Source organism: uncultured Flavobacterium sp. (assembly GCF_951805225.1).
Taxonomy (GTDB): Bacteria; Bacteroidota; Bacteroidia; order Flavobacteriales; family Flavobacteriaceae; genus Flavobacterium.
This window is the reverse complement of the sequence record NZ_OX638201.1, coordinates 2,625,158-2,651,690: the sequence shown is the minus strand read 5'-3', so window position 1 is coordinate 2,651,690 and position 26,533 is coordinate 2,625,158. Positions and strand designations below refer to the sequence as shown.

At 33.1% G+C, this 26,533-nt stretch carries 19 protein-coding genes; 12 read left to right on the top strand and 7 right to left on the bottom strand.

The genetic code is table 11. The annotated features are described in order from the left end of the window. The first annotated feature begins 36 nt into the window (after positions 1–36). The 3 genes from nagB to chiA all read left to right on the top strand — a co-directional run bounded on the left by nagB (position 37) and on the right by chiA (position 9,448). Complete coding sequence (gene nagB / locus WN975_RS10515) at positions 37–1,974, top strand: glucosamine-6-phosphate deaminase (protein ID WP_337966494.1); 1,938 nt, start codon at positions 37–39, stop codon at positions 1,972–1,974. 159 nt (positions 1,975–2,133) lie between these two features. Further along, positions 2,134–4,200: a family 20 glycosylhydrolase gene (locus WN975_RS10510; protein WP_337966493.1), complete on the top strand. Its 2,067-nt coding sequence runs from the start codon at positions 2,134–2,136 to the stop codon at positions 4,198–4,200. Between the two features lie 508 nt (positions 4,201–4,708). After that, positions 4,709–9,448: a T9SS-translocated chitinase ChiA gene (gene chiA / locus WN975_RS10505; protein ID WP_337966492.1), complete on the top strand. Its 4,740-nt coding sequence runs from the start codon at positions 4,709–4,711 to the stop codon at positions 9,446–9,448. A gap of 954 nt (positions 9,449–10,402) precedes the next feature. Here chiA and WN975_RS10500 read toward each other — a convergent pair. After that, positions 10,403–11,332 (bottom strand): WG repeat-containing protein, encoded by a 930-nt coding sequence (locus WN975_RS10500; protein WP_337966491.1) that lies wholly within the window; start codon positions 11,330–11,332, stop codon positions 10,403–10,405. 97 nt (positions 11,333–11,429) lie between these two features. Here WN975_RS10500 and WN975_RS10495 point away from each other — a divergent pair, with 97 nt between their 5' ends. After that, complete coding sequence (locus tag WN975_RS10495; protein WP_337966490.1) at positions 11,430–12,203, top strand: TlpA disulfide reductase family protein; 774 nt, start codon at positions 11,430–11,432, stop codon at positions 12,201–12,203. Positions 12,204–12,841: 638 nt separating this feature from the next. Here WN975_RS10495 and WN975_RS10490 read toward each other — a convergent pair. Next, the gene (locus WN975_RS10490) at positions 12,842–13,003 is read right to left on the bottom strand and encodes a hypothetical protein (RefSeq protein ID WP_337966489.1); all 162 of its coding nucleotides are present in this window, start codon (positions 13,001–13,003) and stop codon (positions 12,842–12,844) included. 348 nt (positions 13,004–13,351) lie between these two features. Here WN975_RS10490 and WN975_RS10485 point away from each other — a divergent pair, with 348 nt between their 5' ends. Further along, positions 13,352–14,971, top strand: a complete 1,620-nt coding sequence (locus tag WN975_RS10485) for an ATP-binding cassette domain-containing protein (RefSeq protein ID WP_099708624.1) — start codon at positions 13,352–13,354, stop codon at positions 14,969–14,971. A gap of 61 nt (positions 14,972–15,032) precedes the next feature. On the opposite strand, the gene WN975_RS10480 is transcribed toward WN975_RS10485, so the two are convergent. From WN975_RS10480 to WN975_RS10470, 3 genes are all read right to left on the bottom strand, one after another. Next, positions 15,033–15,209 (bottom strand): hypothetical protein, encoded by a 177-nt coding sequence (locus WN975_RS10480; RefSeq protein ID WP_199174548.1) that lies wholly within the window; start codon positions 15,207–15,209, stop codon positions 15,033–15,035. Between the two features lie 166 nt (positions 15,210–15,375). Continuing rightward, complete coding sequence (locus WN975_RS10475; RefSeq protein ID WP_337966488.1) at positions 15,376–16,116, bottom strand: hypothetical protein; 741 nt, start codon at positions 16,114–16,116, stop codon at positions 15,376–15,378. Continuing rightward, positions 16,116–17,282, bottom strand: coding sequence for a zinc ribbon domain-containing protein (locus tag WN975_RS10470; protein WP_337966487.1), 1,167 nt, complete (start codon positions 17,280–17,282; stop codon positions 16,116–16,118). The genes WN975_RS10475 and WN975_RS10470 overlap by 1 nt, the downstream gene beginning before the upstream one ends. A gap of 266 nt (positions 17,283–17,548) precedes the next feature. Here WN975_RS10470 and pyrR point away from each other — a divergent pair, with 266 nt between their 5' ends. From pyrR to WN975_RS10435, 7 genes are all read left to right on the top strand, one after another. Continuing rightward, positions 17,549–18,088 carry a bifunctional pyr operon transcriptional regulator/uracil phosphoribosyltransferase PyrR gene (pyrR, locus tag WN975_RS10465; protein WP_099708618.1) on the top strand — a complete coding sequence of 180 codons (540 nt, stop codon included), beginning with the start codon at positions 17,549–17,551 and terminating at the stop codon, positions 18,086–18,088. A gap of 103 nt (positions 18,089–18,191) precedes the next feature. Next, entirely contained in the window at positions 18,192–18,833 is a 642-nt protein-coding gene (locus tag WN975_RS10460; RefSeq protein WP_337966486.1) for a hypothetical protein, read from the top strand. Positions 18,834–18,882: 49 nt separating this feature from the next. Then, the gene (locus WN975_RS10455) at positions 18,883–19,809 is read left to right on the top strand and encodes an aspartate carbamoyltransferase catalytic subunit (RefSeq protein ID WP_029273654.1); all 927 of its coding nucleotides are present in this window, start codon (positions 18,883–18,885) and stop codon (positions 19,807–19,809) included. A 257-nt stretch (positions 19,810–20,066) separates the two neighbouring features. After that, positions 20,067–20,399 carry a ribonuclease Z gene (locus WN975_RS10450; RefSeq protein ID WP_337966485.1) on the top strand — a complete coding sequence of 111 codons (333 nt, stop codon included), beginning with the start codon at positions 20,067–20,069 and terminating at the stop codon, positions 20,397–20,399. A 254-nt stretch (positions 20,400–20,653) separates the two neighbouring features. After that, positions 20,654–21,562, top strand: coding sequence for a ribonuclease Z (locus WN975_RS10445; RefSeq protein ID WP_337966484.1), 909 nt, complete (start codon positions 20,654–20,656; stop codon positions 21,560–21,562). A gap of 199 nt (positions 21,563–21,761) precedes the next feature. Then, on the top strand, positions 21,762–22,406 hold the full coding sequence (gene pdxH / locus WN975_RS10440) for a pyridoxamine 5'-phosphate oxidase (RefSeq protein WP_337966483.1): 645 nt from the start codon (positions 21,762–21,764) through the stop codon (positions 22,404–22,406). A gap of 171 nt (positions 22,407–22,577) precedes the next feature. Then, positions 22,578–23,081, top strand: a complete 504-nt coding sequence (locus tag WN975_RS10435) for a CAP domain-containing protein (RefSeq protein ID WP_337966482.1) — start codon at positions 22,578–22,580, stop codon at positions 23,079–23,081. Positions 23,082–23,580: 499 nt separating this feature from the next. On the opposite strand, the gene WN975_RS10430 is transcribed toward WN975_RS10435, so the two are convergent. Both WN975_RS10430 and WN975_RS10425 read right to left on the bottom strand, forming a co-directional pair. After that, entirely contained in the window at positions 23,581–25,527 is a 1,947-nt protein-coding gene (locus WN975_RS10430; protein ID WP_337966481.1) for an OmpA family protein, read from the bottom strand. An 11-nt stretch (positions 25,528–25,538) separates the two neighbouring features. Beyond that, on the bottom strand, positions 25,539–26,450 hold the full coding sequence (locus WN975_RS10425) for a type IX secretion system membrane protein PorP/SprF (protein ID WP_337966480.1): 912 nt from the start codon (positions 26,448–26,450) through the stop codon (positions 25,539–25,541). Between the last annotated feature and the right edge of the window lie 83 nt (positions 26,451–26,533).

Genomic DNA, 26,533 nt, shown 5'->3' with positions numbered 1-26,533 from the left:
AACCAAAATTGTAAATAGCAAAAAAAAGAAAAAGAAATGAAAAGTGCTTTAGAAATAAAACCTGATATCAGCTATAAAAGCGCGGGGAAATTTGAAGAAACTCGATTTGAAAAAATTCATAACGAAATCTTCAAAAGTTCTGTAGAAGCTTCAGTAATTGTAGCGCAGGAAATTGCGCAATTAATTAGATCTAAACAAGAAAAAGGTAAATCTTGCGTATTAGGTTTAGCAACAGGTTCTTCTCCTATAAAAGTATATGAGGAATTAGTGAGAATGCACAGAGAAGAAGGCTTGAGTTTTAGCAATGTAATCACTTTCAACTTGGATGAATATTATCCAATGACAAAAGAGAACAATCAGAGCTATCATTATTTCATGCATCAGCATCTTTTTAATCACATAGATATTAAACCTGAGAATGTTAATATTCCAGACGGAACTGTACATATTGATGAACTAAATCAATATTGTATCGATTACGAAATGAATATTAAAAATGCCGGAGGACTAGATTTTCAATTGTTAGGAATTGGTCGTACAGGTCACGTAGGTTTCAACGAACCGGGATCACACATCAATTCAGGAACCAGAATTATTACACTGGATCACATTACAAGAGTAGACGCTTCATCAGATTTTAATGGTATTGATAACGTTCCTAAAAGAGCGATTACCATGGGAGTTTCTACAATTCTTAGATCAAAAAGAATCGTATTAATGGCTTGGGGACAAAACAAAGCCGATATCATCAAGAGAACTATTCAAGGAGATATCAGTTCAGAAGTTCCTGCGACATTTTTACAAAATCACCCTAATGCAACTTTCGTATTAGACCAGTCTGCAGCATCAGAATTAACACGTTTCAAAACGCCTTGGTTAGTTGGAGAATGCATCTGGAATCAGGAATTAAAAAGCAAAGCGATTGTTTGGTTGTGCCAAAAAACAAAACAATCTATATTAAAATTAACAGACAGAGATTACAACAATAATGGAATGTCTGATCTTTTGGCGCAAGAAGGTTCTGCTTATGATTTGAACATCAATATGTTCAACGTTTTGCAGCATACCATTACAGGATGGCCAGGTGGAAAACCAAATACAGACGATTCTCATCGTCCGGAAAGAGCCAATCCGGCAAAAAAACGAGTGATTCTTTTTAGTCCGCATCCAGATGACGATGTGATTTCTATGGGAGGAACTTTTTCAAAATTGATAAAACAAGGTCACGATGTACACGTAGTATATCAAACCTCCGGAAATATTGCCGTTACAGACGACGAAGCATTGAAATTTGCTGAGGTTGCCAAAGATTTCATTGGCGAAGCAGGCGCAGGAATCAACTTTAAATCTGTAATTGAATTTTTGAATAACAAATCAGAAAATCAAATCGATTCTCTTGAAGTTCGAAAATTAAAAGGATTAATCAGAAGAAGAGAATCTTATGCAGCAACAAGATACATTGGGCTGAAAGATGAAAACACACACTTTTTAGATCTTCCGTTTTACGAAACAGGACAGGTTAAGAAAAACCCGTTAGGACCAGAAGATATTGCTATTGTAAAAGATATTATTGCACAAATAAAACCACATCAGGTATTTGCTGCAGGAGATCTAGCAGATCCACACGGAACTCATGAAGTTTGTCTTAATGCAATTTTTGCAGCCTTAAAGGAATTGAAACCAGAGAAATACATGGACGATTGCTGGTTATGGTTGTACAGAGGTGCTTGGCACGAATGGGATATTCACGAAATTGACATGGCAGTTCCGCTTTCTCCATCAGAAGTATTACTAAAACGTCATGCGATTTTGTACCACCAATCTCAAAAAGATAGAGTAATGTTTCAAGGAAATGACTCAAGAGAGTTCTGGGTGAGAGCCGAAGACCGTAATAAAAATACAGCAATTTTATACGATGAATTAGGATTGGCTGAATACGAAGCAATTGAAGCTTTTAAGCGTTTTGATTACTAGAGTTGTTTTTTAAGATTCGGTTTGGAGCGAATCAAATTCAAAATTCAGATTGATTTCATAGCGATTTGTGAGGTTCAATAGAGAGATCATTCTGAGTTTTGTTTCTATTATCTATTATTAATGTTGTCTTGAGATAACATCTTTTCAAAAACAGTAAAAATGAAATATTTATTAGTCCTACTATTAGCAGGTGTAACTTCTAGTGCTCAAATTCAAAAAGAGCAGCTAAATCTTATGCCGTGGCCTCAAAGTGTTGTTTTAAACGACGGGAATTTTGCTTTAGATAAAAATTTTAAAGTTAACATTACCGGAAATCCTAGTCCCCGAATTTTTGGTGGAGTAACTCGTTTTTTACGTCGCTTAGATGGTAGAACTGGTATCTTTTTTCAACAAGGTTTTATTACAAAATTAAATGAAGTTCCAACAGCTGAACTTCAGATTAACTGTACTAAAAGCGGAAAAATTGGTTTATACGAAGACGAAAGTTATCATTTAGATATTAAAAAAAATCAAATTACAATAAATGCAACCAGCGATTTAGGAGCACTTCATGGTCTTGAAACGTTATTGCAAATGTTGCAGAATAATAACAACTCGTTTTATTTTCCGATCTCACAAATTTCAGATTTTCCAAGATTTACATGGAGAGGTTTGATGATAGATGTTGCAAGACATTTTCAGCCAATTGATGTTGTCAAAAGAAATATCGATGGATTGGCAGCAATGAAAATGAATGTTTTTCACTGGCATTTGGTTGACGATCAAGGTTGGAGAATCGAAATGAAAAAACATAAGAAGCTTATTGATGTAGCTTCGGATGGAATGTATTACACACAAGAGGAAATTAAAAATATCGTAAAATATGCTGATGAGCGCGGTATTTTAGTAGTTCCTGAAATAGATGTTCCTGGTCATGGATCTGCAATTTTAACGGCTTATCCGGAAATTGGAAGCAAGGTGATTACACTGACAGGAGGAACTTCTGAAAAAAATATTCAAGGTACAGCAATTGCTACCTATGGAATTGAAAGAAATGCGGGGATATTTTCGCCAACATTAGATCCTTCAAATCCTAAAACATATCAATTATTAAGTGAAATTTTTGACGAGGTTTGTCCCTTATTTCCCGGAGCTTATTTTCATATCGGGGGAGACGAAAATGAGGGGAAAGACTGGGACGCAAACCCGAAAATTCAAGAATTCATGAAGAAAAATAAGTTAGCCAACAATCATGAATTGCAAACTTATTTTACCATGCAATTAGTTCCAATGCTTAAAAAACATGGAAAACAATTAATGGGATGGGAAGAAATTTTGACAAAAAACATGTCAAAAGATGCTATTATTCATTCTTGGAGAGGTCCAAATGAAGGAATGGTTGCAGGACAATCTTTAACAGATGCAGTAAAAAAAGGATATAAAACAGTTTTATCAAATGGCTATTATATCGATCTAATGTATCCTGTTGCAAGTCATTATTTGAATGATCCAATGCCAAAAGGAGTAGATTTAACTGCCGAAGAAAAAGCAAGAATTTTAGGTGGAGAAGCTACAATGTGGACAGAACTTGCAACGCCAACAACTTTAGATTCAAGAATTTGGCCAAGAACAGCAGCAATTGCCGAAAGACTTTGGTCAGCAGAAGATATCACAGATTTAGCAAGTATGCGCAAACGTCTTGATGTAGTTTCTTTTAGATTAGAAGAATTAGGATTAACACACATTCGCAACAAAGCAGTTATTTTAAGAAACGTCTCAAACAATCAAAACATAGAATTGCTTGAAGAGCTTTCAAATGTATGCGAGCCATTAAAAGGATATACACGTAATAAAGGAGGAACAGAATACCAAATGTATTCACCGTTTACACTTTTTGCAGATGCTTGCGGACCGGACGCTAAAGGATCTTTAGCATTTGATGATGCTGTAAATCAGTATTTAGCAAATAAAACGCCAGAAAACAAAGCAAAAGTTGCAGCATTTTTCAATAAATGGATTGCTTTAAATAAAGGATTAATTGAGTTAAGTGCAAACGCACCTTTAGTACAGCCAATTTTGCCTTTATCGAAAAAATTAAATGATGCATCACAAGAATTATTACTTGTTTTAGATAATAAATCAACATTGAAAGCTGAGGACTTAAAAAACCTTATCGAACAATGTAACACAAAAGATCACGCAGATGTTGAGTTATCAGTTTATGCGAGTTTTAAGAAATTGATATAAAGAGAAAGTTTGGTTTGAATTAGTGTTTAGTAAGTTTAAGTTACCATGATTATTTAGTAATTCATTTATCTCTACTAGAGATTTCTAGTAGAGATAATTATGGTAAAACCGAAAAAAATCGCTATAAAAACCTGTTAAAAAGAATATAAATATAAGAATTATAGAAACCAAATAGTAACATTTAAAACCAAATAAACAGAATAGATTAAAAGAAAACATGACAAACAATTAAAGTATTAAAATCGATGAACCCCAAATTTATCTTTTGTATTTAAACTAATTTTTTAAAAATTAAATAAATATCAATCACTACTATTCACCAATGATTATGGATAAAATCAGTAATAGTAATATTTATTTTTAGAAGTTATATGAATTAATTTCCAATTGGTTGCAATCTTTTTTTGCAAGTGGTTGAATCCCAATTGTTGCATTTTATATACAGAGTTGCAGTATGTAACTTATTACGATTGGAATATTTTTTTTATTAACCAATATTAATTTAATTATGAAACATTATTACAGATTGCTTTTTTTGTTACTGTTTCCCTTACTCGCGTTAGCCCAACCAGCTCACGGTAAAAAAGTAGTAGGGTATTATGCGCAATGGTCTATTTATGCCAGGGATTTCAATGTTCCTAAGATAGACGGAAGTAAATTGACGCATTTGAATTATTCGTTTTATGGTACAACTTTCGATCCGGCACATCCGGAGAATACAAAGTTGTTATGTTTAGATTCCTATGCCGATTTTGAGCATATGGAAGGTGGAATTCCGTGGGATGCTCCTGTAAAAGGGAACTTTTATGACTTAATGAAACTTAAGGAAAAGTATCCGCACTTAAAAATCTTAATCTCTGTTGGAGGATGGACAAAAGGTCAGGATCTTTCTCCAATTGCTGCAAGTCCTGTAGCAAGAGCCGCTTTGGCTGCAGATATGGCAAACTTCATTACCAAATATCCATTTATTGATGGATTTGACATCGATTGGGAATATCCTCTTTCTGGTGGAACAGATGGTACCGAAGTAATTAATGGAGCACCAATTCCTCCACAAAAGTACAGCCCGGACGACAACAAAAATTTAGTTTATTTATTGAAAGCAATGCGTCAGGCAATGCCAAATAAATTAATCTCGATTGCTGCCGGAAACAATGTTCGTAAAGTTGCATCGCAATATTTAGGACCATCAAACAGAGCACAATACGGAATGACAGAAGATATTTCGACTTATTGTGATTACATTACCTATTTTGGATATGATTTTGGTGGAAACTGGTATGATAAAACGTGCTACAATGCACCTTTATATGCAAGCGGAAATCCAAATGATCCACTTTATGGCGCAACACAATCAGAATCACTTGACGAATTAACAAATCAATATTTGAACGTTGTTGGTTTTCCTGCGAATAAATTAATCATGGGATTACCTTTCTACGGAAAGAAATTTGATCACGTAGCGACAAATTCAACAAATGGATTATTCGTTTCAGCTCCAAGAGATGTTGTTGCAGGATGTACAAATCCGCAAAATCCAACAGGAACTTGGGACGGTCCGGCAGCTTGTGAAAAATCAGGAAGTATCGAAATTTGCGATTTAGTCGGAAATCCGGTTACGAATTCACACGCTTATTTAGATCCAAATACAATGCAGGTTACATCATCTGCAGCAGCAGCAGGATGGGTAAGATATTTTGACAATACAACAAAAGTTCCTTACTTGTATAATGCTTCTTTAAAACAGTTTATCTCTTATGAAGATAAGCAGTCAATGGATTTAAAAGTACAATATATTAAATCAAAAAATCTTGCCGGAGGTATGGTTTGGGAATTATCTCAGGACACAAGAGGTTCTATTCCAAATGCATTATTAACTCAGGTAGATACATCATTCGGAAGCGTTGTTCCTGGAACAGTAAGTATCGCAGGTTCTGTAAAAAACGGAACAGCTTTAGTTCCAAATGTAACAGTTGAACTTAGAAATGCAAGCAATGTAGTATTGCAAACAGTAGTTTCTACAGGAGGTAATTTTACATTCAGCAACTTAACTTCAGGACAAAATTATATACTTACAGCTGCAAAAGCTTCGTATACTTTTACGCCGGTAAATTTAACGAATGTAACCGTTAACCAAACTGGAGTTGTTATCAACGGATCACAACCTCTTTACACCGTTAGCGGAACAGTTCTTAACGGAACAACAGGAGTTTCAGGCGTTACAGTTACAGCTACATCAGGATCTACAGTTTTAACTGCGACTTCTAATGCAAGCGGAGTTTACAGCATTGCAGGTTTAACAGCAGGACTTAACTTTACAGTTACAGCTGCAAAAACAGGATTCTCTTATACGCCAACTTCAACAGTTTATAATGCGATAAGTGCTAATCAAACGTTGAATTTTGCTCAAGGCGCTCCAATTGTATATTATACAGTTAGCGGAACAGTTCTAAACGGAACAGCTGGAGTTTCAGGAGTAACAGTTACAGCAACTTCGTCAGGAGGAACTTTTACTGCAACTACAAATTCAACAGGAGCTTATTCAATTGCTAATTTACCGTCAGGCGGAACTTATACTGTAACTGCAGCTTTAACAGGACAAACATTTACTCCGGCATCAACAGTTTATACCAATTTAATAGCCAATAAAACATTAAACTTAACACAAGATGCTGTTGTAGTTCCAACAAATAAAATTAGCGGAACAGTTAAAAATGGTACAGTAGCAGTAGCTGGTGCAAAAGTAGAAATAGTTTTACCTTGGACAGATAGTACACACAACTGGAAAAGCGTTATTGCTATAACAGATGCACAAGGAAAATACAGCTTTGACAATTCAGTTGTAGCAGGATATACAACAGTTACAAGTTTAAAATTAAATACTTGGGAAAACGGAGAAGTAGTTTATTTACCAAATAATCTGGCAAATTTCCCAGTTCCTGCAAACCCAACAATTTACAATTTTAATACAAGTTCTACAGCAAAATCAGCACAAGTTCTTGCAAATTTAATTAGCGGAACAGTTAAAAACGGAACAACTCCGGTTGCAGGTGCAAAAGTAGAATTAGTTGTGCCTTGGACAGATAATACTCATAACTGGAAAAGTGTTTTGGCAATAACAGATGCATCAGGAAATTATACTTTCGATAATTCAGTTGTAGCAGGTTATACACAAATTTTAAGTTTGAAATTAAATGCATGGGAAAATGGCGACGTGACTTATTATCCAAATAACTTAGCCAACTTCGCAGTTCCAACAACAGCAACAGTTTATAATTTTAATAGACAAGCAGTGGTTGCAACTAAACCAGTTGTTACTATTACGGCACCAACAGCTTCGGCGATTGCTATAAATTTAGGATCATCAATTAATTTTGTTGCAAGTGTTGGATTAAGTGCTGCAGATGCTACTACAATCTCATCAGTTGTATTTAGTTTAGACGGACAAACCATAAGTGCTACAAATTCTTCAGGAACTTACACATCGGTTTGGACACCAGCAGCAAATCAGTTTTCGGCTTCTCATACCTTAACTGTTACAGCTACAGCATCAAACGGAACAACAGATGCAAAAACATATAGTTTTACATTAAGTTGTTCAGGTGCAAACTGTCCAAATTCATTGCCAGTAATTACTTGGAATTCACCATCGAATACTACAGTAAACCAAAGTACTTTCCAGGTTGTGCCAATTTCGGTTACAGCTGTAGATAGTAACGGATCAGTTTCAGGAGTTACCATTACAATAAATGGAGGAACATTTAATATGACAGCAGGTACAAATAATACTTATACGTATAATTTTACACCATCTGCATATCAGGATTATCCAGTTGTAATCAAAGCAACCGATAATCAATCAGGTGTAACTACATTAAACAATACAATAAAAATTGCTCCGGTGAGCACAAATAGATTTATTCCGCTTCCATCCAAAATTATTTTAGGATACGCACATTCTTGGGAAAATGCAGGTGCTCCATTTTTATATTTTTCTCAAATGGTAGGAAGTAAATTTAACGTAGTCGATTATTCTTTCGTAGAAACCGTTAATCGTGACGGTTATACGCCAGTATTAACTACAAATGACAATAGATATTTGACAAATGGAGTTTTCAATAAACAATTGTTGAAAAACGATATAAAATCCTTAAGAGATAGCGGCGTTCCAGTTATTGTTTCTATTGGAGGTCAAAACGGACATGTTGTTTTAGACAATGTAACTCAAAAAAATATTTTTGTTAATGGTCTAAAAGCAATTATTGACGAGTATCAATTTGACGGAGTTGATATTGATTTTGAAGGGGGATCGATGAATTTTAGCGCAGGAGGTTTAAGAGATATTTCGTATGCGGGTATTTCTGCTTATCCAAGATTGAAAAACGTAGTAGATGCTTTCAAAGAATTAAAAGCTTACTATGGTCCTGGATTCTTATTAACTGCAGCTCCTGAAACACAATATGTACAAGGTGGATATTCTACTTATACAGATACTTTCGGTTCATTCCTGCCAATCATTCAAAACCTACGTAACGAATTAGATTTGTTAGCCGTACAATTGTATAATACAGGAGGAGAAAACGGATTAGACGGTCAATATTATGGTTCAGCTAAAAAAGCAAACATGGTAACAGCCCTAACCGATATGGTGATAAAAGGATATAACATTGCTACAACAGGAATGCATTTTGATGGTTTACCAGCCTCAAAAGTTCTTATAGCATTACCAGCTTGTCCAAGTGCAGCAGGTAGCGGTTATTTAACACCGGCAGAAGGAATTAGTGCAATGCATTACTTAAGAACCGGAACCACTTTTACAGGAAGAACATACACATTGCAGCCAGGCGGACCATATCCTTCTTTAAGAGGATTAATGACTTGGTCAGTAAACTGGGATGCATCATCTTGCGGTAATTCATCTGAATTATCTAAAGCCTATGCTACTTATTTTGCTTCACAGTCATCGGCAAAAACATTAGCAGTTGAAAATGTTCCTTCAAAAAGCAGTAAAACGATAGCGTATTTCAAAAACAATGCATTATCAGTTTCAAATGACAGCGAAGATATTGCTCAGGTTGATGTATTCAACATCCTTGGACAAACATTAGTAAGTCATAAAAACGTTCAAAATAATAAAGAAATACTGCTTCAGGATCAAAGTTTTTCAACAAAACAATTGTTCTTGGTTGTTGTAACAGACAAAGCAGGAAAAAGACAATCATTCAAAGTATTGAACTTCTTAAACTAAAGTTCATTGCAATGAATAAAAAACTGAAATAAAACATTGGAACGGTTAAAATTGAGTTTGGTTATTTATTTTTTAATCTGATTTTTATTTCGAATAAATGCATCAAATTTAGGTGATTTGTTATTTGGTTTTCACCTGAAGGAGAGCATTCTAAGCCTGGCAATTTTATTGCCAGGTTTTTTTTGTTTTAAAGCGAAGTAATATTCAATAATATAATCAAGGGGAATAATGTTTTTAGGAGCTATTTCCTGCTATCCACTTGTATCTTTTCCTGGTTAAAGGAACCAGAAAAAGGATACCGCTTCTATCAGGGCTAGGGCTTTAGGTTTTATCAGGAATGATCAAGATGAACTAATTTCAAAGTAACCACAAAATACGTCATTGCGAGGAACGAAGCAACCACCACTAGCCTAATCGACAAACTATATCGACGCATAGTAAACCCGACAGGTTTTTAAAACCTGTCGGGTTTGACGTGTGTTATCTTTGTCAAAGTTTCAAACTTTGACAAAGATTTAGAACCCGAATGAACAAAAGCAAAAACAAAAAATCCGTATAAATCCGCGTCTTCGTGAAAGCGAATCCGTAAAATCCGCGTACCATCTCACCACAAAGTAACCACAAAGCACGTCATTGCGAGGAACGAAGCAACCACACTAACCTAATCGACAAACTATATCGACGCATAGTAAACCCGACAGGTTTTAAAAACCTGTCGGGTTTGACGCATATTATCTTTGTCAAAGTTTCAAACTTTGACAAAGATTTAGAATATTAAAATAAAGAAAGAAAGAATAAAAAATCAGTGTAAATTCGCTGGAATCCGTTTAATCCGCGTGCCATCTTAGCGCAAAGTAGCAAGGGAGATTGCTTCGTTCCTCGCAAGGACAAAAAATCCGCGTTTTCGCGATAGCGAATCCGTAAAACCCGCGTACCATCTCAATGCAAAGTAATTCAATTCTTCTTAATCCATTTATCAACAGGAATCTTTCGCTCAACAAATTCAGAGTATTTCTTGTGTTGAACATAATCCTTATAAGTCACAAAGAAGTTTTTTCCATCTGCAGAAACTTTAAAAATTTTATATTCATCATAATTTTCATTAGCACCATGAAAATATTGATCGCAGATTTCAAAAGTTTTAATTTTATAAAAAGGATCAAGATCAGAAGGTTTTTCGATGATTTCAAAATACAAATCCTTCTTTAAGCAATCGATCTTGTAGATTTCAATAATCTTATCTTTTCGTTTTTCAAAGAAATCCAGAATCTGTTTTTCCTTCTCATTATAAACAAATTGATACGGAATAAATTGATGTTTTTCAGTTTCAAAATCTTTCGGATGATTTCGCTTTTCAGTTGGAATTATTTCAGCACCATTTTTATCAATATAACCCCAAGTTCCACCAACAAGCGGCGGATGTTCATCATCTTTAGAGCGATCAAAATAACAACCATTACAATATTCTGCAAAGCCAAAATTGAATGAAGAAACCCAGTCATATTGTGCAGGAATAATCTTGGCTCCATTTCGGTTAGCAAGTCCAAGTTTTTCGTTTTCGACAAATCGCATATAACCTTCGTTAAAATCGTCAAAACCTGCATCAAGTATATAAGGTACAAAAAGAAAATTACCTTTTCTGTCATACACTTTTTGACCTTCTTTGACAATCCAAAAAAAAATTAGGTTTTCTTTGATCTCATCTTTTAAAATTCCATCATAAATAATGGAACCCATAGTATAAGCAGCAGGAATAATAATTTTCCCATTTTGATTTTTCACGCCCAAAAGACTATCCTTTTCAACGAAATAATAGAGTTTATCCGTTTGAGAGAAAACAGAAAATTGATTTAGAATTAGAAGAAATAGAAATATTTTTTTCATTAAAAAATGCCTTTAGATATTGACAGTATTCAAATGTAGTAATTAAAGTGTTTAAAAAATAACTACTTTTGATTTCCAATTATTGCATAAAAAATTCATGAAGAAATCAATCGTTTTTCTAATCCTATTTCTAATTTCGGCAACAATTTTCGGCCAAAGCAAATTCGGAAATCCGGAAGTTGATCCAATCCAAATTCAGAATAAATACAGTGATTGGTGGATCTATCAAAGCAAAAAAATCATGCTTTCCAGAGATTACATAGCGCTTGATACCGATTCTAAAGAAATTTCAAAAGAAAGCTTTCTAAACGAATTAACAAACGGAAATTATATCCCAATCCGATTAAAATCAGAAGATTCAATCTACTATTATAAGCTTTTTAAAATCCAGCCCAATTCAGATACAAGTATAAAAGCCACTATAAATCAGGAAGCTTTTGACGCATTAAAGAATTTCGAAATGGAAGGGAAGCCTTTTCCAAAATTCTCTTTTAAAGATTTAAACGGAAATGTAGTTTCTAACGAATCCATGAAAGGAAAAATCATTGTAATCAAATGTTGGTATATTCATTGTGCCGCTTGTATCAAAGAATTTCCAGAAGTCAATCAATTAACAGAAAAATATAAAGACCGAAAAGATATTCTTTTTGTAAGCCTTGCCGAAGATAATCCAGAACAATTAAAGACATTTTTAGCCAGAAAGCCATTGTCATATTCTGTAATTCCAAACATGAAAATTTACATGAATGAAACCTTGCAATTGAATGCATTTCCAACACATTTTATTTTGAACAAAGAAGGTTTAATTGCCAAAGTTTTACCTAATTTCAGAAGTCTGGAAGTAGCTTTAGAAAAAGAAAGTAAACTGTAAATTATATTGGCTTGTCAAGAATAAATTATAGATTTTCGATCAATAATTTATCCAGTAAAACTCAGCTAAAGCATATATTATTCCAATAATTAAAGGAAATTTATAATTATTCTTTATTTGATTTTTCCAATCAAAATTATTGAAATTGGATATTAAAATTATAGAATAGGACATTCCTAAGAATAAAAATATTTTGTTGAAAAAATCTAGTGAAATATTGATATCTAAAGTTACAATAGAGAACAAAACAAAGTAAAGCAGAAAATGAACAGGCAATATTAAACTATAATAAATAAGTGTTTTTAATAAGATTGGAAAATAATAAATTAAAGTTATTCCAAAGAGCAAGATATATAATCCTGGAAATAAAAAATTTGTAGGACTTTCAGTTCCTACAAAAGTACAAATGTATGCGTGTTTTTTATTTTCATCAATTTGTTTGTAGAGATCTATGGCAATAGTAATAAAATCATAACTTTTTATTATCAATAGAAGACCAATTAAACGTTTTAGGACTTTTTGAATTTTCTCGTTTATCATTCTTTTGTGAGTTGACTATTCTTTATTTTTATTATTTCCTTTTACTTAAATTTGAACTATTCGAATTTTTCGAATGGTTGAACTTTATATAATTCAGATCAATTAAAAATATTTTGAAGATGTTTATTAATTGTTCTATTGTCAATTTCAAATAACTGATTCATTCCCTTTTGCGAAAGCCAAAAACTCTCATCAAGATACGTTACTTCGACTTCGATATTGCTTTGAGCGGTTTGATATAATAAAATAGGAGCCTGCATAATTTTGAATAAAATAAAAATGAAGGTAAACAAATTGTAGTTTTTAAACCATATAAGTAATGTAAGATATTATAAGTTTAATTTAAAAGCCAAGCTGTGACGATTTAATCTCGCAAAAACGCAAAGACGCCAAGTCTTTTTATTGGTATTTTTTAAGTTGATAAGTCTAGTTTAAATGAACTTATATAACTTATATGGTGAAAATTCCAAGTCAAAATATGTTTTGTTCGCGCCTCTGCGTCTTTGCGAGAGAAATGATTGTTTAGATAAAAAACTTTGCTCCTTTGCATCTTTGCAACTCTGAACCTTTTTCCCTACTTTTGCACCAAATTAATTAAAAAGACATTCATGTTAACAGTCAATAATTTATCAGTTCAATTTGGCAAACGAATTTTGTTTGACGAAGTAAATACCACATTCACACACGGAAATATTTATGGAGTTATTGGAGCCAATGGTGCTGGAAAATCTACTTTTCTAAAAATCATTTCGGGCGACATCGACCCAACTTCTGGACACATTCATTTAGAACCGGGAAAACGTATGTCGGTTTTAAACCAAAATCACAACATGTTCGACGAGCATACTGTTTTGGAAACCGTTTTGATGGGAAATAAAGTTCTTTATGCTGTTAAAAAAGAAATGGATGAACTTTATTTAGACTACAACGACAAAAACGCAGACCGAATTGGAGAACTTCAGGTTCAGTTTGAAGAAATGAACGGTTGGAATGCAGATTCTGATGCCGCAGCGATGTTGTCTAACTTAGGAATCAACGAAGAACATCATTATACTTTAATGGGCGATCTTGAGGGAAAAATTAAAGTACGTGTACTTTTGGCGCAAGCGCTTTTTGGAAATCCTGATTTGCTTATTATGGATGAGCCTACCAACGATTTGGATTTCGAGACAATCGCTTGGTTAGAAAATTTCTTGGCAAACTACGAAAACACTGTAATTGTAGTATCTCACGACCGTCACTTTTTAGATGCGGTTTGTACGCATATTTCTGATATTGATTTCGGAAAAATAAATCACTACTCAGGAAACTATACTTTCTGGTACGAGTCTAGCCAATTGGCAGCAAAACAACGTGCTCAGCAAAACAAAAAAGCAGAGGAAAAGAAACAAGAATTAGAAGAATTTATTCGTCGTTTTAGCGCGAACGTTGCAAAATCTAAACAAGCAACATCTCGTAAAAAAATGATTTCTAAATTGAATATTTCTGAAATCAAACCTTCAAGCCGTCGTTATCCTGCAATTATTTTTGATCAGGATCGTGAAGCCGGAGATCAGATTTTGAATGTAGAAGGATTAGCAGCTTCTGTAGAGGGAGATCTATTGTTTAAAGACGTAGATTTGAATATGGCAAAAGGTGATAAAATCGTTCTTTTCTCTAAAGATTCACGTGCTACAACAGCTTTCTACGAAATTTTAAATAACAATCAAAAAGCAGACGCAGGAACTTTTGATTGGGGAATCACAACAAATCAAGCTTATTTACCGGCAGAAAATCACTCGTTTTTCGAAAATGATTTGACATTGGTAGATTGGTTACGTCAATACGCAAAAACAGAAGAAGAGCGCGACGAAGTATTTATTAGAGGATTCTTAGGTAAAATGATTTTCTCTGGAGAAGAAGCTTTAAAAACTAGCCGTGTATTATCAGGAGGAGAAAAAGTACGTTGTATGCTTTCAAGAATGATGATGGAGCGTGCTAATATCTTAATGCTTGACGAACCAACAAATCACTTAGATTTGGAGTCGATTACAGCATTCAACAATTCATTAAAAAACTTCAAAGGTTCAGTAATTTTCACAACACATGACCACGAGTTTGCACAAACTGTAGGTAATAGAGTAGTGGAGTTAACGCCAAATGGAGCAATAGACCGTTACATGACATTTGACGAATATCTGGATGATGAAAAAATTCAGGAATTAAGAAAGAAAATGTACAATTTGTAATATTTCAATTTATAATAAGAAGAAATCCCGATCGCTTTGGCAATCGGGATTTTTTTTATGATTACTTATTGCCACCGAAGAGTTTTGCAAAAATGAAAATGATTATCGCAACAATAAAGATGACGATAAAGATTCCGAATCCCATTCCGGCTTTAAAAATATCTCCAATAACTTCGCAACTTGTAAATGAAAATAGTATTACGAATACCATTAACAAACGTGTAATATTCTTTTGCATGATTTTGCTGTTTTAATTGTTTTAAATAGAATTGAGTATTCTAATTTGCTTACAATAAAATTACTTCAATCAGAAAAAAAATGTGTTACATAATTTGGTTGAAAAGTTTTATGATTTTGATTTTAAAAATTATGAAAAATACTATTCGAATCAATGAATTAAACTCTTATTTCCAATTTGGATAATCTATTATGTGTATTAATTCTTCAAATACGATCCTTAAATCATCTTTAAGTTTGTCAATATCTGCTTTTTTTGATACATATCTTCGGTTATGTGCACTTAAATCCCCCATTTTTTTTAGTTTTGGAATACTTTCTTTTGCATTTCTTCCTATATTCCACTTTTTCTCGGATCTAAATTTATCTATTAAGTCGCTTAAAAAGAAGAAGTTGTCGTTAGTGTCTTTTATTTTTGATTCAATTGAATGTCTTTCAAATGACTCTATAATTAAAACCTCTAATAATTTTCTAGTCATTACAGCACAAGCATCAAAGAGATAATTGTCATAACAAGCTGCAGCTTGGAGTGAAATAGCTTCTAAATAGCCTCTAGTATTTTTAAATAGCTCTAAAGGAAAATAATCATTACTAGGAGCGATAAGGGGAGCAATTTCTAAAATAGCCTCAATTTGATTTTTCCTTTGTCTTTCTAATCTATATAACCCTTTATTAAGGATGAATTTTGACAATTTTCCTTTAACTTTTTTTGAATTAACTTTAAGATATTGTGGAATATTAGAATATTTTGAAATATTTAATTTATCAAAACATTCTTCTATATCTTTATTTCTAATACCTTCTTTGTTTTCAAGTTCGGTTAAGAAATACACAAAAAAATCAATTTTTGCACTAGCTGAAAAATTATCAAAATCTTTAATTTTTAGTATGAAATTTTCTATTGACATTATTGTTTATTATCCCAGAATTTAATTTTATTTCTCCCTTTCATAGTTAATATGGTAGCTCCGTTTTCTCCTTCTATCCAACCCTTTTTATTTCTTGTATTCCTTATTCCTTGAGGTAGGTTTTCTGAAATTCTTAATCCGAGATAGTCATAACAAGTGTATATATGATTATTTGTTACCTTTTCAATTTTAAGTATTTCTTGTAGATAGAAAGTAAAAACCAAATTTCTCTCATGGTCATTTGTACATGGATGATTTTTTAAAAAATCTTTTAAACTTTCTTTTTTTTCAGGCTCTAAATTTAAATCTGAAACCCTTTTTAAAGATTTAACCTCGTTATTAGTAGTTTTTTTTACTTTAGGCTCAGTAACAATTGATTTAAAATCTTCTTTTTTTGAAACATTTTTAGATTTAAATTTTGGTAAAGTTCCTTTGGTTCTGTTGATTATTTCTTTTGCTTTTGTTACACCTTCATCTAATAAAAAATAACCCTCCTGTAAGGGATTTATATAACCAGAATTAATCGCCAAATTTAAGCTTCTAGTTAGATTATTTGAAAATGATAGATTTTTTCTCTTAGATTCCGTATGGCAGTCAATAATGTTTTTACGGGAATAAATTTCTTTACCGAAATTAGAAGCATAAAAAGAGTAAATCACTATCCATTCAACTTCAGTAGTTGGTAAGTTTTTTATTGCGATTGCCATAATATTTGGAAAATCTTCATCGCTAATTATTGAGTTTAGTTTTTGATTTTCTGTATCATCAGTATTAAAATTTACTACTTCTACTTCTATAATATTGTCAGTGTTATTACTAATGTCTGCTTTAGAAATGTTTGAAATATTGTCCGCAGATAATTTTAAATTGTTCGAATATGTTTCTTTCAGCATATCAGCAATTTCTTTTCCTATGTCATTACTAAAGGTTGCTTCTATGGTACGCTCATTCAAAGTTTGATGCATTCGAAAAGTGTTCTGATTATTTTGAGTATTGTTTGCAGAAGCTATTTTTGGCGTTCCACAATTTGTACAACCGATAAAATCTTTTTCAAGAATGCTATTGCAGGATTTGCATTTTATTTGTGTTAAACATTTTCCACAAAAAATGCCGGCTGCAGGAAATGTTGTGTTGCAAGAATAACATGAATTTGAAATATTGTCCATATATATAATTTAAAATTAGATCTTTTAAGTTGTTAACTATTAACTATGATTTTTTAAATTTACTTTGGAAGATATTGTGGCTTTGCTAAAATATGATTTTTTATTAAATTAATGTTAAATATATGATCTTATTTTTGAGGATATTATCAAAGTAGAATAAGTTCTTAAAAAATGTCTTGTATCAAAAAAAAATATTTCCCTTCCCAACACCCCAACAAATAAATTCTGATTTTGTATATTTGCCCAACCAAACATTACAACTAATTATGAGCCAAAAAGTATTACTTAATTCAAAAGAAGTTACTATCATACTCCATCGTTTGGCTTGTCAGTTAATCGAAAAACATCTTGATTTCTCCGATACAATTTTAATTGGGATTCAGCCGAGAGGTGTTTTTTTGGCGGAGCGTTTAAAACAAATTTTAGAAAGCGAATACAAAACACCCGAAATCTCTTTGGGTTATCTGGATATTACTTTTTTTAGAGATGATTTCCGTAGAACTGATAAACCGCTTGAAGCAAATAAAACCCAAATCAACTTTATAGTCGAAAACAAAAAAGTCATTTTTATTGATGATGTTTTGTTTACCGGACGAAGCATTCGTTCAGCTTTAACTGCAATTCAATCTTTTGGAAGGCCTTCAGAAATTGAATTACTGGTTTTAATCGACAGACGTTTTAGCCGCAATTTACCTATTCAGCCCGATTATCGCGGTCGTCAGGTCGATGCTATTAATGGCGAAAAAGTAAAAGTGAGCTGGAAAGAAAATGATGGTGAAGATGTTGTTCACTTAGTGACAAATTAGTTTAATCGTTAAATCGGTTAATTGTTTAATCGGAAAAACCAAGCGATTGAATATTTTTAATAAATAAACGGTTAAACAAATAAACGATTTAACAATAAAAGTAATGACAGAGAACGAAACGTTTATTTACGAATCAATTTTTAATCAGGTCAGAATGGGATTTCTTTCTGTTGATGAGATTCAGGAAAACATCATAGAAGAGATTGAAGACAATGAATTTGAAGACGAAATCTCAGAAGAATGGGCTTTTGACAAAATAAGAGAAGAATACCAAAAGTTACTTGCAGAAAGTAAACAATGGAAAAGTCCAACAGATACTGAAAGGCTAATAGAAGCTTTTGATGAATTATGTGATCAAAATATATTGGCACTTCATAATGTAGGTTACACTACAACCGATGGTGAATACGAAGTTGTTGAGGTTGAAAGAGAATTACAGGAAAATGAAGTGGAGTCTGATGGATATTGTTTTTATCACGGACAGGATTTGGCAAGAGCTGTTGCAGTAGAAGATTCGAAATTGTTTATCGCTTTTCAGAAAGTAGACAATTCTGATGATGCAACTACAATAGAAATAGGGAAGCGAGTTGCCGAAGTTTTGATAAATAATGATTTTAGAGTAATCTGGAATGGTTCAGCAAGAACGAAAATTGAAATTCCAGGTTTCAGATGGCAGAAGATTTTTAATGAAGACGATAGAGATCTGCAAGATTATAGTGAAGTTGTAGACAGAATGATTCAATAAAACAGCTTCTCTTTAAAGAAGCATTGACAATAATATTAAAGAAATAAAAATGAAAGAATTAAGCGTAAATCACTTATTAGGAATTAAATATATCAACGAGAATGATATTAACCTGATTTTTGAAACTGCCGATCATTTTAAAGAAGTCATTAACCGACCTATTAAAAAAGTTCCTTCATTACGAGATATTACGATTGCCAATATATTTTTTGAAAATAGTACCAGAACAAAACTTTCTTTTGAATTAGCACAGAAACGTTTGTCTGCCGATGTTATTAGTTTTTCGGCGGCTCAGTCTTCTGTTAAAAAAGGAGAAACCCTGATTGATACTGTAAACAATATTCTATCAATGAAAGTTGATATGGTTGTAATGCGCCACTCTAATCCCGGAGCGGCTTATTTTTTATCTAAAAATGTCAAAGCAAGTATTGTAAATGCTGGAGACGGAGCACACGAACATCCAACTCAGGCTTTATTAGACAGTTATTCGATTAGAGAAAAACTGGGTGATGTAGCCGGAAAAAAAGTGGTAATTGTGGGGGATATTCTGCATTCGAGAGTTGCCTTATCAAATATATACGCTTTGCAAATGCAAGGAGCTGAGGTTAAAGTTTGCGGACCAAAAACACTGATTCCTCGTTATATAGAATCGCTTGGTGTTACGGTTGAGCCAAATTTAAGAAAAGCATTAGAATGGTGTGATGTTGCGAATATGCTTCGTGTTCAGAACGAACGTATGGATGTCAATTTTTTCCCTTCAACACGTGAATACGCTCAACAATATGGTGTCGATAAACCTTTGCTGGATTCTCTTGGAAAAGAAATCGTAATCATGCACCCGGGACCAATCAATAGAGGTGTAGAGATTACATCTGAAGTGGCAGATTCTGATCATTCGGTGATTTTAAATCAGGTTGAGAATGGTGTTGCGATTAGAATGGCAGTGATTTATTTATTGGCTTCTAAAATTCAGTAAAAGGTTAGTTTAATTTTGTTTCAAGTTTCAGGTTTCATGTTTTGGAACGTTTAGCTTGGCAAACTTGAAACCTGAAACTCGAAACGATTTTTTAAATCATAAAGCTTTATTGAAGCAGCTTTGCGAACTTTGTGTTTTCTCAACATTAATATTGGGTAAAAAACTTAGCGACCTTTGCGGTAAAATCTCATTTCAACCCGAAACAAAAAAATAAAAACGTACCTTAGCTCTCGAAAACAGAGCCTATATATAATAAAATGAAAGTAGATCAAAAAGGACATACCGTTACGATTAAAGATACCCAGGGAGATTTTAATTCTTTTTTGGAGAAAGTGACGCAGCAGTTTAAAACCTTTGAAAAACAAAATATTATAATCGATTTATCATCAAATGCTCAATTGGCAGAAGATGATTTGAAACTTTTTTTACCGCTTTCGAAGCAACAAAAGAAAGCTAAAAAATCGTTTGTAATTGTAGTTTCTGATCTTGACTTTAATGCTATTTCTGATAAATTGGTTGTAGTTCCTTCACTTCTGGAAGCACACGATATTATCGAAATGGAAGAAATCGAAAGAGATCTAGGTTTTTAAAATTGGTTTAATTGTTTATTTGTTTATTTGTTTAGCTGTTTAATCGATTTTGATTTTGGTGATTAGCGATTCGTCAAATAAAATTGATTTGTTTAATTGTTGATTCGATTTTGTTAAAGTACTGATCTTAGGCGATTAACCGATTTACCAATTAACCGAATAAACTATATTTGATAACTGTTTAATTGATTTTACTTAAGATTTTAGTTTTCTACGATTAAACGATTTAACAAATAACCAAATAAACAAAAAAATTGAAGCTTACCATACTCGGCTGTTATGCCGCAACTCCCAGAACACTTACCAACCCAACTTCGCAGGTTTTAGAAATTAAGAACAAAATGTTTTTAATTGATTGTGGCGAAGGAACTCAGGTTCAATTGCGTAAGAACAAGATTAAATTCTCAAAGATTAATCACGTTTTTATTTCGCATTTACATGGAGATCATCTTTACGGATTAATTGGGACTATTTCGACTTTTTCTCTTTTAGGAAGAACAACCGATTTACATATTTACGGACCAAAAGGAATCAAAGAGCTTATTCTTCTTCAGTTGAAACTAACGGAATCCTGGACAACTTATAATTTGTTTTTTCATGAGTTGGAATCTAAGGAAAGCGAAATTATTTTTGAAGATCAGAAAGTAATTGTGAGAACGATTCCGTTGAAACATCGCGTTTATACAAATGGATTTTTGTTTCAGGAGAAACCCGGAGACAGAAAACTAAATGTAGAAGCGGTTCAGCATTATAATATTCATACAGCCTATTATCAAAAAATAAAAGGCGGAGGAAATGTAACGCTTGATGACGGAACTGTAATTGAGAATGAAAAATTATCTTTTGATCCGATTCCTGCATTGAGTTATGCTTTTTGCTCAGATACAGCTTATAAGGAAGACATTATCCCGATTATAAAAGATGTTGATGTTTTGTATCACGAATCTACTTTTTTGGAATCTGAAGCTGCATTGGCATCAAAAACTTTACATTCGACTGCAATTGAAGCGGCAAAGATTGCATTGAAAGCAAACGCAAAACATTTGGTTTTAGGACATTATTCTACAAGATATGACGGAATCGAACGTTTTAAAGAAGAAGCTGAAACTGTTTTCCCAAATGTTTTATTAGGGAATGATGGAGTTTCTTTTGAGTTTGTTTAATAAGGCTCTAAGGTGCTGAGGTTCTGAGATGCTAAGTTTTTAAGCTTTGGAATGTGAATATACAAGTGTCACCTTGAGCGAAGTCGAAGGGCTTTTATAACTAGAAGGGCTTCGACTTCGCTCAGGCTGACAAACTTGAAACTTGAAACCTGAAACAAAAATTCTAAAATCTAAAATCAACAATCTAAAATCTAAAGTCATGAACGATTTAAGTAATTATAGAAAGTCTTACGAGAAAAGTGAATTATTAGAAAGTAATATTCCGGAGGATCCAATTAATCTTTTTAACCGATGGTTTCATGAAGTGGAAGATTTTGGCGGAAGCGGTGAAGTAAATGCAATGACGGTTTCGACAATTGGTTTGGATGGTTTTCCGAAATCAAGAGTTGTTCTGTTAAAGAAATTTTCTGAAGAAGGATTTATTTTTTATACCAATTACGATTCGGAAAAAGGAAAAGCGATTGCTGCAAATCCGCATGTTTGTTTGTCTTTTTTCTGGCAGGAAATGGAACGTCAGGTAATTATTAAAGGAATTGCTGAAAGAACTTCTGAAAATATTTCGGATAATTATTTTGATTCTCGTCCTGACGGAAGTAAACTTGGTGCGATTGTTTCTCATCAAAGTGAAGTGATTCCGTCGAGAACATTTTTAGAAGAAAACTTAAAAAAACTAGAAGCTGAATTTGAAGGAAAACCAATTCCGAGACCCGAAAATTGGGGAGGATTTTTAGTAACTCCTTTAGAGGTAGAATTTTGGCAAGGAAGACCTAATAGATTGCATGATAGAATTCGTTACTCTAGCCAATCAGATTTTTCATGGAAGATTGAACGATTATCTTCTTAGTTGTAAGAAATTTACATTTAATAATAAAATAATAATGTAGTTCATCGATTATTTTTGTAGTTTACCGATAAATTGAATAGGTTTGGCTTAAGAAACAAGAAGATTTATCCAAATATAAGTTTAAAGAATTTGCCCCAACATTTACTTTAAAATTTTAACATGCTATTGACTATGAAGAAGATTATCTGCACCATGCTGTTCATTGTAATGTCAGTTACAATGAACTCATGTTCTGCTGACACGGCCGAGGGAACTGAAAATAGCAGCTCGACGGAAAAAGTAGTGATGAATTACACTTACAATGATTCTGAGCTGGAAACAATGCAAGCGATAAACGATTACCGAGTAAGTATTGGTTTGAATGCATTGCAAAAAATCAACCACATTTCTTCTAAATGCGAGGAGCATAACAACTATATGATTGCAAACGATGTTGTAGATCATAGTGATTTTGTTGCGCGTTCTGAAAATATTATGAAGTTGCTTGGAGCTACAAACGTTGGAGAAAACGTTGCTTACAACTACAAAACGGCTGATGCTGCACTGCAATCCTGGCTTGCAAGTCCTGGTCACAAAAAAAATATCGAAGGAAACTATACTCATTTTGGGATATCAGTAAAAATTGATCCCAGAACTGGAAATAAATACTACACAAATATATTCGCGAGAATATAGAAAAATATTGGACTGGTTGGTTTTTATTTGTCGTTGTAATTCGTAGAATTGCAACGACTTTTTTTATGCAAAAAAAAAGGGATCAATACAGAAACCTGTGGAGCTATAAAAATTAAGGGATGAATTTAACCGCAAAGGGCGCAGAGATTTTTTGTCCGGGAATACGCATATTAAACTCAAAGTTCGCAAAGCTTTATCAATATAACTTTGCGAACTTTGCGTTTTTATAAAACCTTGCAAATATAAAACCTTTGCGTGCTTTGCGGTAAAATACGCAAGACAAGATTAAAGGTAAAGCTTTGCAAACTTTGTATTTTTATAAAATCCGATATGTATAAAAAAAACTTTGCTCCCGATAGCTATCGGGATTGCGGTTAAAATAATTAGTCAATATAAAATGTTTTAAATTTCTCCACATGTTTTTGTGTTGATCCAAAAAAAAGCTGCCCGAAAAAAAGGCAGCTTTGGCAAAGGTGTAATAATCTTAACTAAACTTCAACTATAGCGCAGTGATTATGAATTCACTACGTCTGTTTTCCTGATGTTCGGCTTCTGTACAAGGAACATCGTCGGCGCATTTGTTTACAAGTTGGGTTTCGCCATAACCTTTTCCGGTTAATCTGTTTGGCGCGACACCATTTTTAATCAACCATTGTATTGTTGATTTGGCTCTTCGATCAGATAAGGCTTCATTGTATTTGAATGATGCACGGCTATCTGTGTGTGAACGAATATCTAATTTCATTGTTGGATTGTCATTTAATACAACCAATATTTTTTCTAAGTCTAATGCAGCTTCTGTTCGAATATTTGATTTGTCTAAGTCAAAATAGATCATTTTTATTTTGAAGCATTTTCCTAAATCATCTCCAACAGTTACTTTACAAGTTTCAGGATCTAAAGCAATTGGAAGATTTGTTTTTCCGGTCAGTTTTCCAATTGTTATGTTAACTTCTTTGGTAGAAAATTCAACTTTTTCGGCTCTGACATTATAACTTTTTCCGCATTCGACATCAAAACTATAATTCCCGTTTTCATCAGCAGTAACTGTTTTTTTAGGCTTGGTTGATCCCATATCATATAAAGTGACTGTTGCTCCGGGTAAAATTGCTCCGGTTTCAGAGTTCGTAATAGTTCCGTTTAATTCCTGAATACATCTAAGTCTTTTTGTTTCTAAGAATTTATAGATATCATCAGAACCCATTCCACCATCTTTATTCGAGCTAAAATAACCTAGTCTTGTAGTTGGATTAATGATGTAAGCAAAATCGTCTTTCGGAGAATTAATGTCGGCTCCAAGGTTTTCAATTCCAGTAATGCTTCCGTCTTCTTCAATTTGTCCCACAAATACGTCAAGACCACCAAGTCCGGGATGTCCGTCTGATGCAAAATAAATCTCCTTTTCGCTGGTAACATACGGAAAGGTTTCTTTTCCTTCGGTATTTATTGGTTTTCCTAAATTTACTGGTGTACCGTAACTTCCATCCAGATTTATACTTACTTTATAAATATCGGATTGTCCAATTGTTCCCGGCATATCTGATGCAAAATAAAGTGTTTTTTCGTCCGGACTAAGTGCAGGATGGGCTGTGCTGTAATTGTTGCTGTCAAATGGAAGTTCTGTGATATTTCCCCATCTGCCATTTGTTCCAAGCGTTCCTTTGTATATTTTTACTAAAGTAGTTTTTTCTTCATCTTTTCCTTTTTTACCATCTTCATAGTTATTTCTTGTAAAATATACTGTTTTACCATCTTTTGTAAAAATTGGTGCCGTTTCGTGAAACTTCGTGTTTATTACACTATTGAATTTATGCACTTTAGAAGCGCTATTGTTTGTAACGTCAATATCGGCATCATATATATTGGTAAAGTATTCGCCTGTCCATTTGTGTTTACGTTGAGAAAAATTACCTGTATCTCTTGCTGATGCAAAATACAATTTGTTGTTGAAGACAAATGATCCATAATCAGAATATTTGCTGTTTATGCCGGCATCTTCAATTTTATAACGTCCTGAATTTGCTTTGATTTGGTCCAGATAATTTACATCTTCTTTATAAAGTTTACCTCTGTTATCGCCTTTGTATTTGATATTAAATTCGTCCAGAATTTTGTTTGCTTTATCAAGTTGTCCGGTTGATTTTAGAGATTGTGCATATCTGTAATAATATTCGGGTTCAACATTTGTATTCATTGCAAATAATTCTCCATACCATTTTGCGGCTCCATCAAACTCTGAGTTGAAGTAATAGGAATTACCAAGCTTTTTGAACATTTCCTCAGATTTGTATCCTTTTGAGGCAACTTTTTCGTACGTCTTTATTGCATCAACATAAGCGTAGTTATTGTACTTTTTGTCGCCAGAGTTTACTTTCGATTGCTGAGAATAACTGTTAAATGAAAAAGCACTTATGATTGTTAAGCAAAGGAGTATATAATTTTTCATAATAATCATTTTTAAAAGAAACGAGGAGTTGTCATTTTACCATTGTTTTTGAAGATTTCATAGCGCAGGAAGATTTCATGCGAACCTGAATTGTAGTTTCTTAAATTGGTAGTTTCGTTGTCGTATCCATATCCAACATATAGACCATCTGTAATTTGAAATCCTACCATAGCACTTAAGGCAGCACTCCATCTATAGGCTACTCCAACTGTAAATTTGTCAAAAAACATAAAGTTTGCTGATACATCTACTTGAAGAGGAGCACCTTCGACCATTTTTGTTAATACGGCAGGTTTAAATTTTAAATCATAAGAGAGATCAAAAACATATCCGGCCATTAAATAATAGTTTATTTTGTCTTTATAAATTGCTACATCATTATCATCGTAACGGTTGGTTTCTATAAAATTTGGAACTGATAATCCGATGTATGCATTATCTGAGTGCCAATAAACTCCGGCACCAATATTAGGAGAAAAATCACTATTGAAGTTTTGAAATTGTGGATCTCCGGCAGTTTCAGGATTTAGTTTATCGATATCAATATTAAAAATATCAGCTGTAGCTTTTATACCAAAAGAGAGTTTCCAGGTCTCAGAAGTTGGTATTGTATAGGATATATCTGCAGAGATTTGGTTTTCGTTTGTTGGACCAATTTTGTCATTTACCAGCGAAAGTCCGATTCCTATATTGCTATTATTGATTGGAGTATTTACGGAAACAGTATTAGTTTTCGGAGCTCCATCAAGTCCTACCCATTGGTCGCGGTGCAAAGCAAAAATACTTAAAGCGCCACGAGAACCTGCATAAGCAGGATTTATATTTATTGTGTTGTACATATACTGCGTATATTGTGCATCTTGCTGCCCATATCCTGCAATTGTAACAAACATAATGACGAAGAAAAATAATTTTGTTCTCATAGTAGATATTTATTATTTTAATTATTACTATTGATTTTTTTGTATTAGGGAAATCAAAAAATTCAATGCATTCGCTTACTCAG

What these genes read in the sequence shown, in the direction of transcription:
- nagB (WP_337966494.1), top strand. Translation starts at nt 37, where the DNA reads ATGAAAAGTGCTTTAGAAATAAAACCTGATATCAGCTATAAAAGCGCG.
- WN975_RS10510 (WP_337966493.1), top strand. Translation starts at nt 2,134, where the DNA reads ATGAAATATTTATTAGTCCTACTATTAGCAGGTGTAACTTCTAGTGCT.
- chiA (WP_337966492.1), top strand. Translation starts at nt 4,709, where the DNA reads ATGAAACATTATTACAGATTGCTTTTTTTGTTACTGTTTCCCTTACTC.
- WN975_RS10500 (WP_337966491.1), bottom strand. Translation starts at nt 11,332, where the DNA reads ATGAAAAAAATATTTCTATTTCTTCTAATTCTAAATCAATTTTCTGTT.
- WN975_RS10495 (WP_337966490.1), top strand. Translation starts at nt 11,430, where the DNA reads ATGAAGAAATCAATCGTTTTTCTAATCCTATTTCTAATTTCGGCAACA.
- WN975_RS10490 (WP_337966489.1), bottom strand. Translation starts at nt 13,003, where the DNA reads ATGCAGGCTCCTATTTTATTATATCAAACCGCTCAAAGCAATATCGAA.
- WN975_RS10485 (WP_099708624.1), top strand. Translation starts at nt 13,352, where the DNA reads ATGTTAACAGTCAATAATTTATCAGTTCAATTTGGCAAACGAATTTTG.
- WN975_RS10480 (WP_199174548.1), bottom strand. Translation starts at nt 15,209, where the DNA reads ATGCAAAAGAATATTACACGTTTGTTAATGGTATTCGTAATACTATTT.
- WN975_RS10475 (WP_337966488.1), bottom strand. Translation starts at nt 16,116, where the DNA reads ATGTCAATAGAAAATTTCATACTAAAAATTAAAGATTTTGATAATTTT.
- WN975_RS10470 (WP_337966487.1), bottom strand. Translation starts at nt 17,282, where the DNA reads ATGGACAATATTTCAAATTCATGTTATTCTTGCAACACAACATTTCCT.
- pyrR (WP_099708618.1), top strand. Translation starts at nt 17,549, where the DNA reads ATGAGCCAAAAAGTATTACTTAATTCAAAAGAAGTTACTATCATACTC.
- WN975_RS10460 (WP_337966486.1), top strand. Translation starts at nt 18,192, where the DNA reads ATGACAGAGAACGAAACGTTTATTTACGAATCAATTTTTAATCAGGTC.
- WN975_RS10455 (WP_029273654.1), top strand. Translation starts at nt 18,883, where the DNA reads ATGAAAGAATTAAGCGTAAATCACTTATTAGGAATTAAATATATCAAC.
- WN975_RS10450 (WP_337966485.1), top strand. Translation starts at nt 20,067, where the DNA reads ATGAAAGTAGATCAAAAAGGACATACCGTTACGATTAAAGATACCCAG.
- pdxH (WP_337966483.1), top strand. Translation starts at nt 21,762, where the DNA reads ATGAACGATTTAAGTAATTATAGAAAGTCTTACGAGAAAAGTGAATTA.
- WN975_RS10435 (WP_337966482.1), top strand. Translation starts at nt 22,578, where the DNA reads ATGAAGAAGATTATCTGCACCATGCTGTTCATTGTAATGTCAGTTACA.
- WN975_RS10430 (WP_337966481.1), bottom strand. Translation starts at nt 25,527, where the DNA reads ATGAAAAATTATATACTCCTTTGCTTAACAATCATAAGTGCTTTTTCA.
- WN975_RS10425 (WP_337966480.1), bottom strand. Translation starts at nt 26,450, where the DNA reads ATGAGAACAAAATTATTTTTCTTCGTCATTATGTTTGTTACAATTGCA.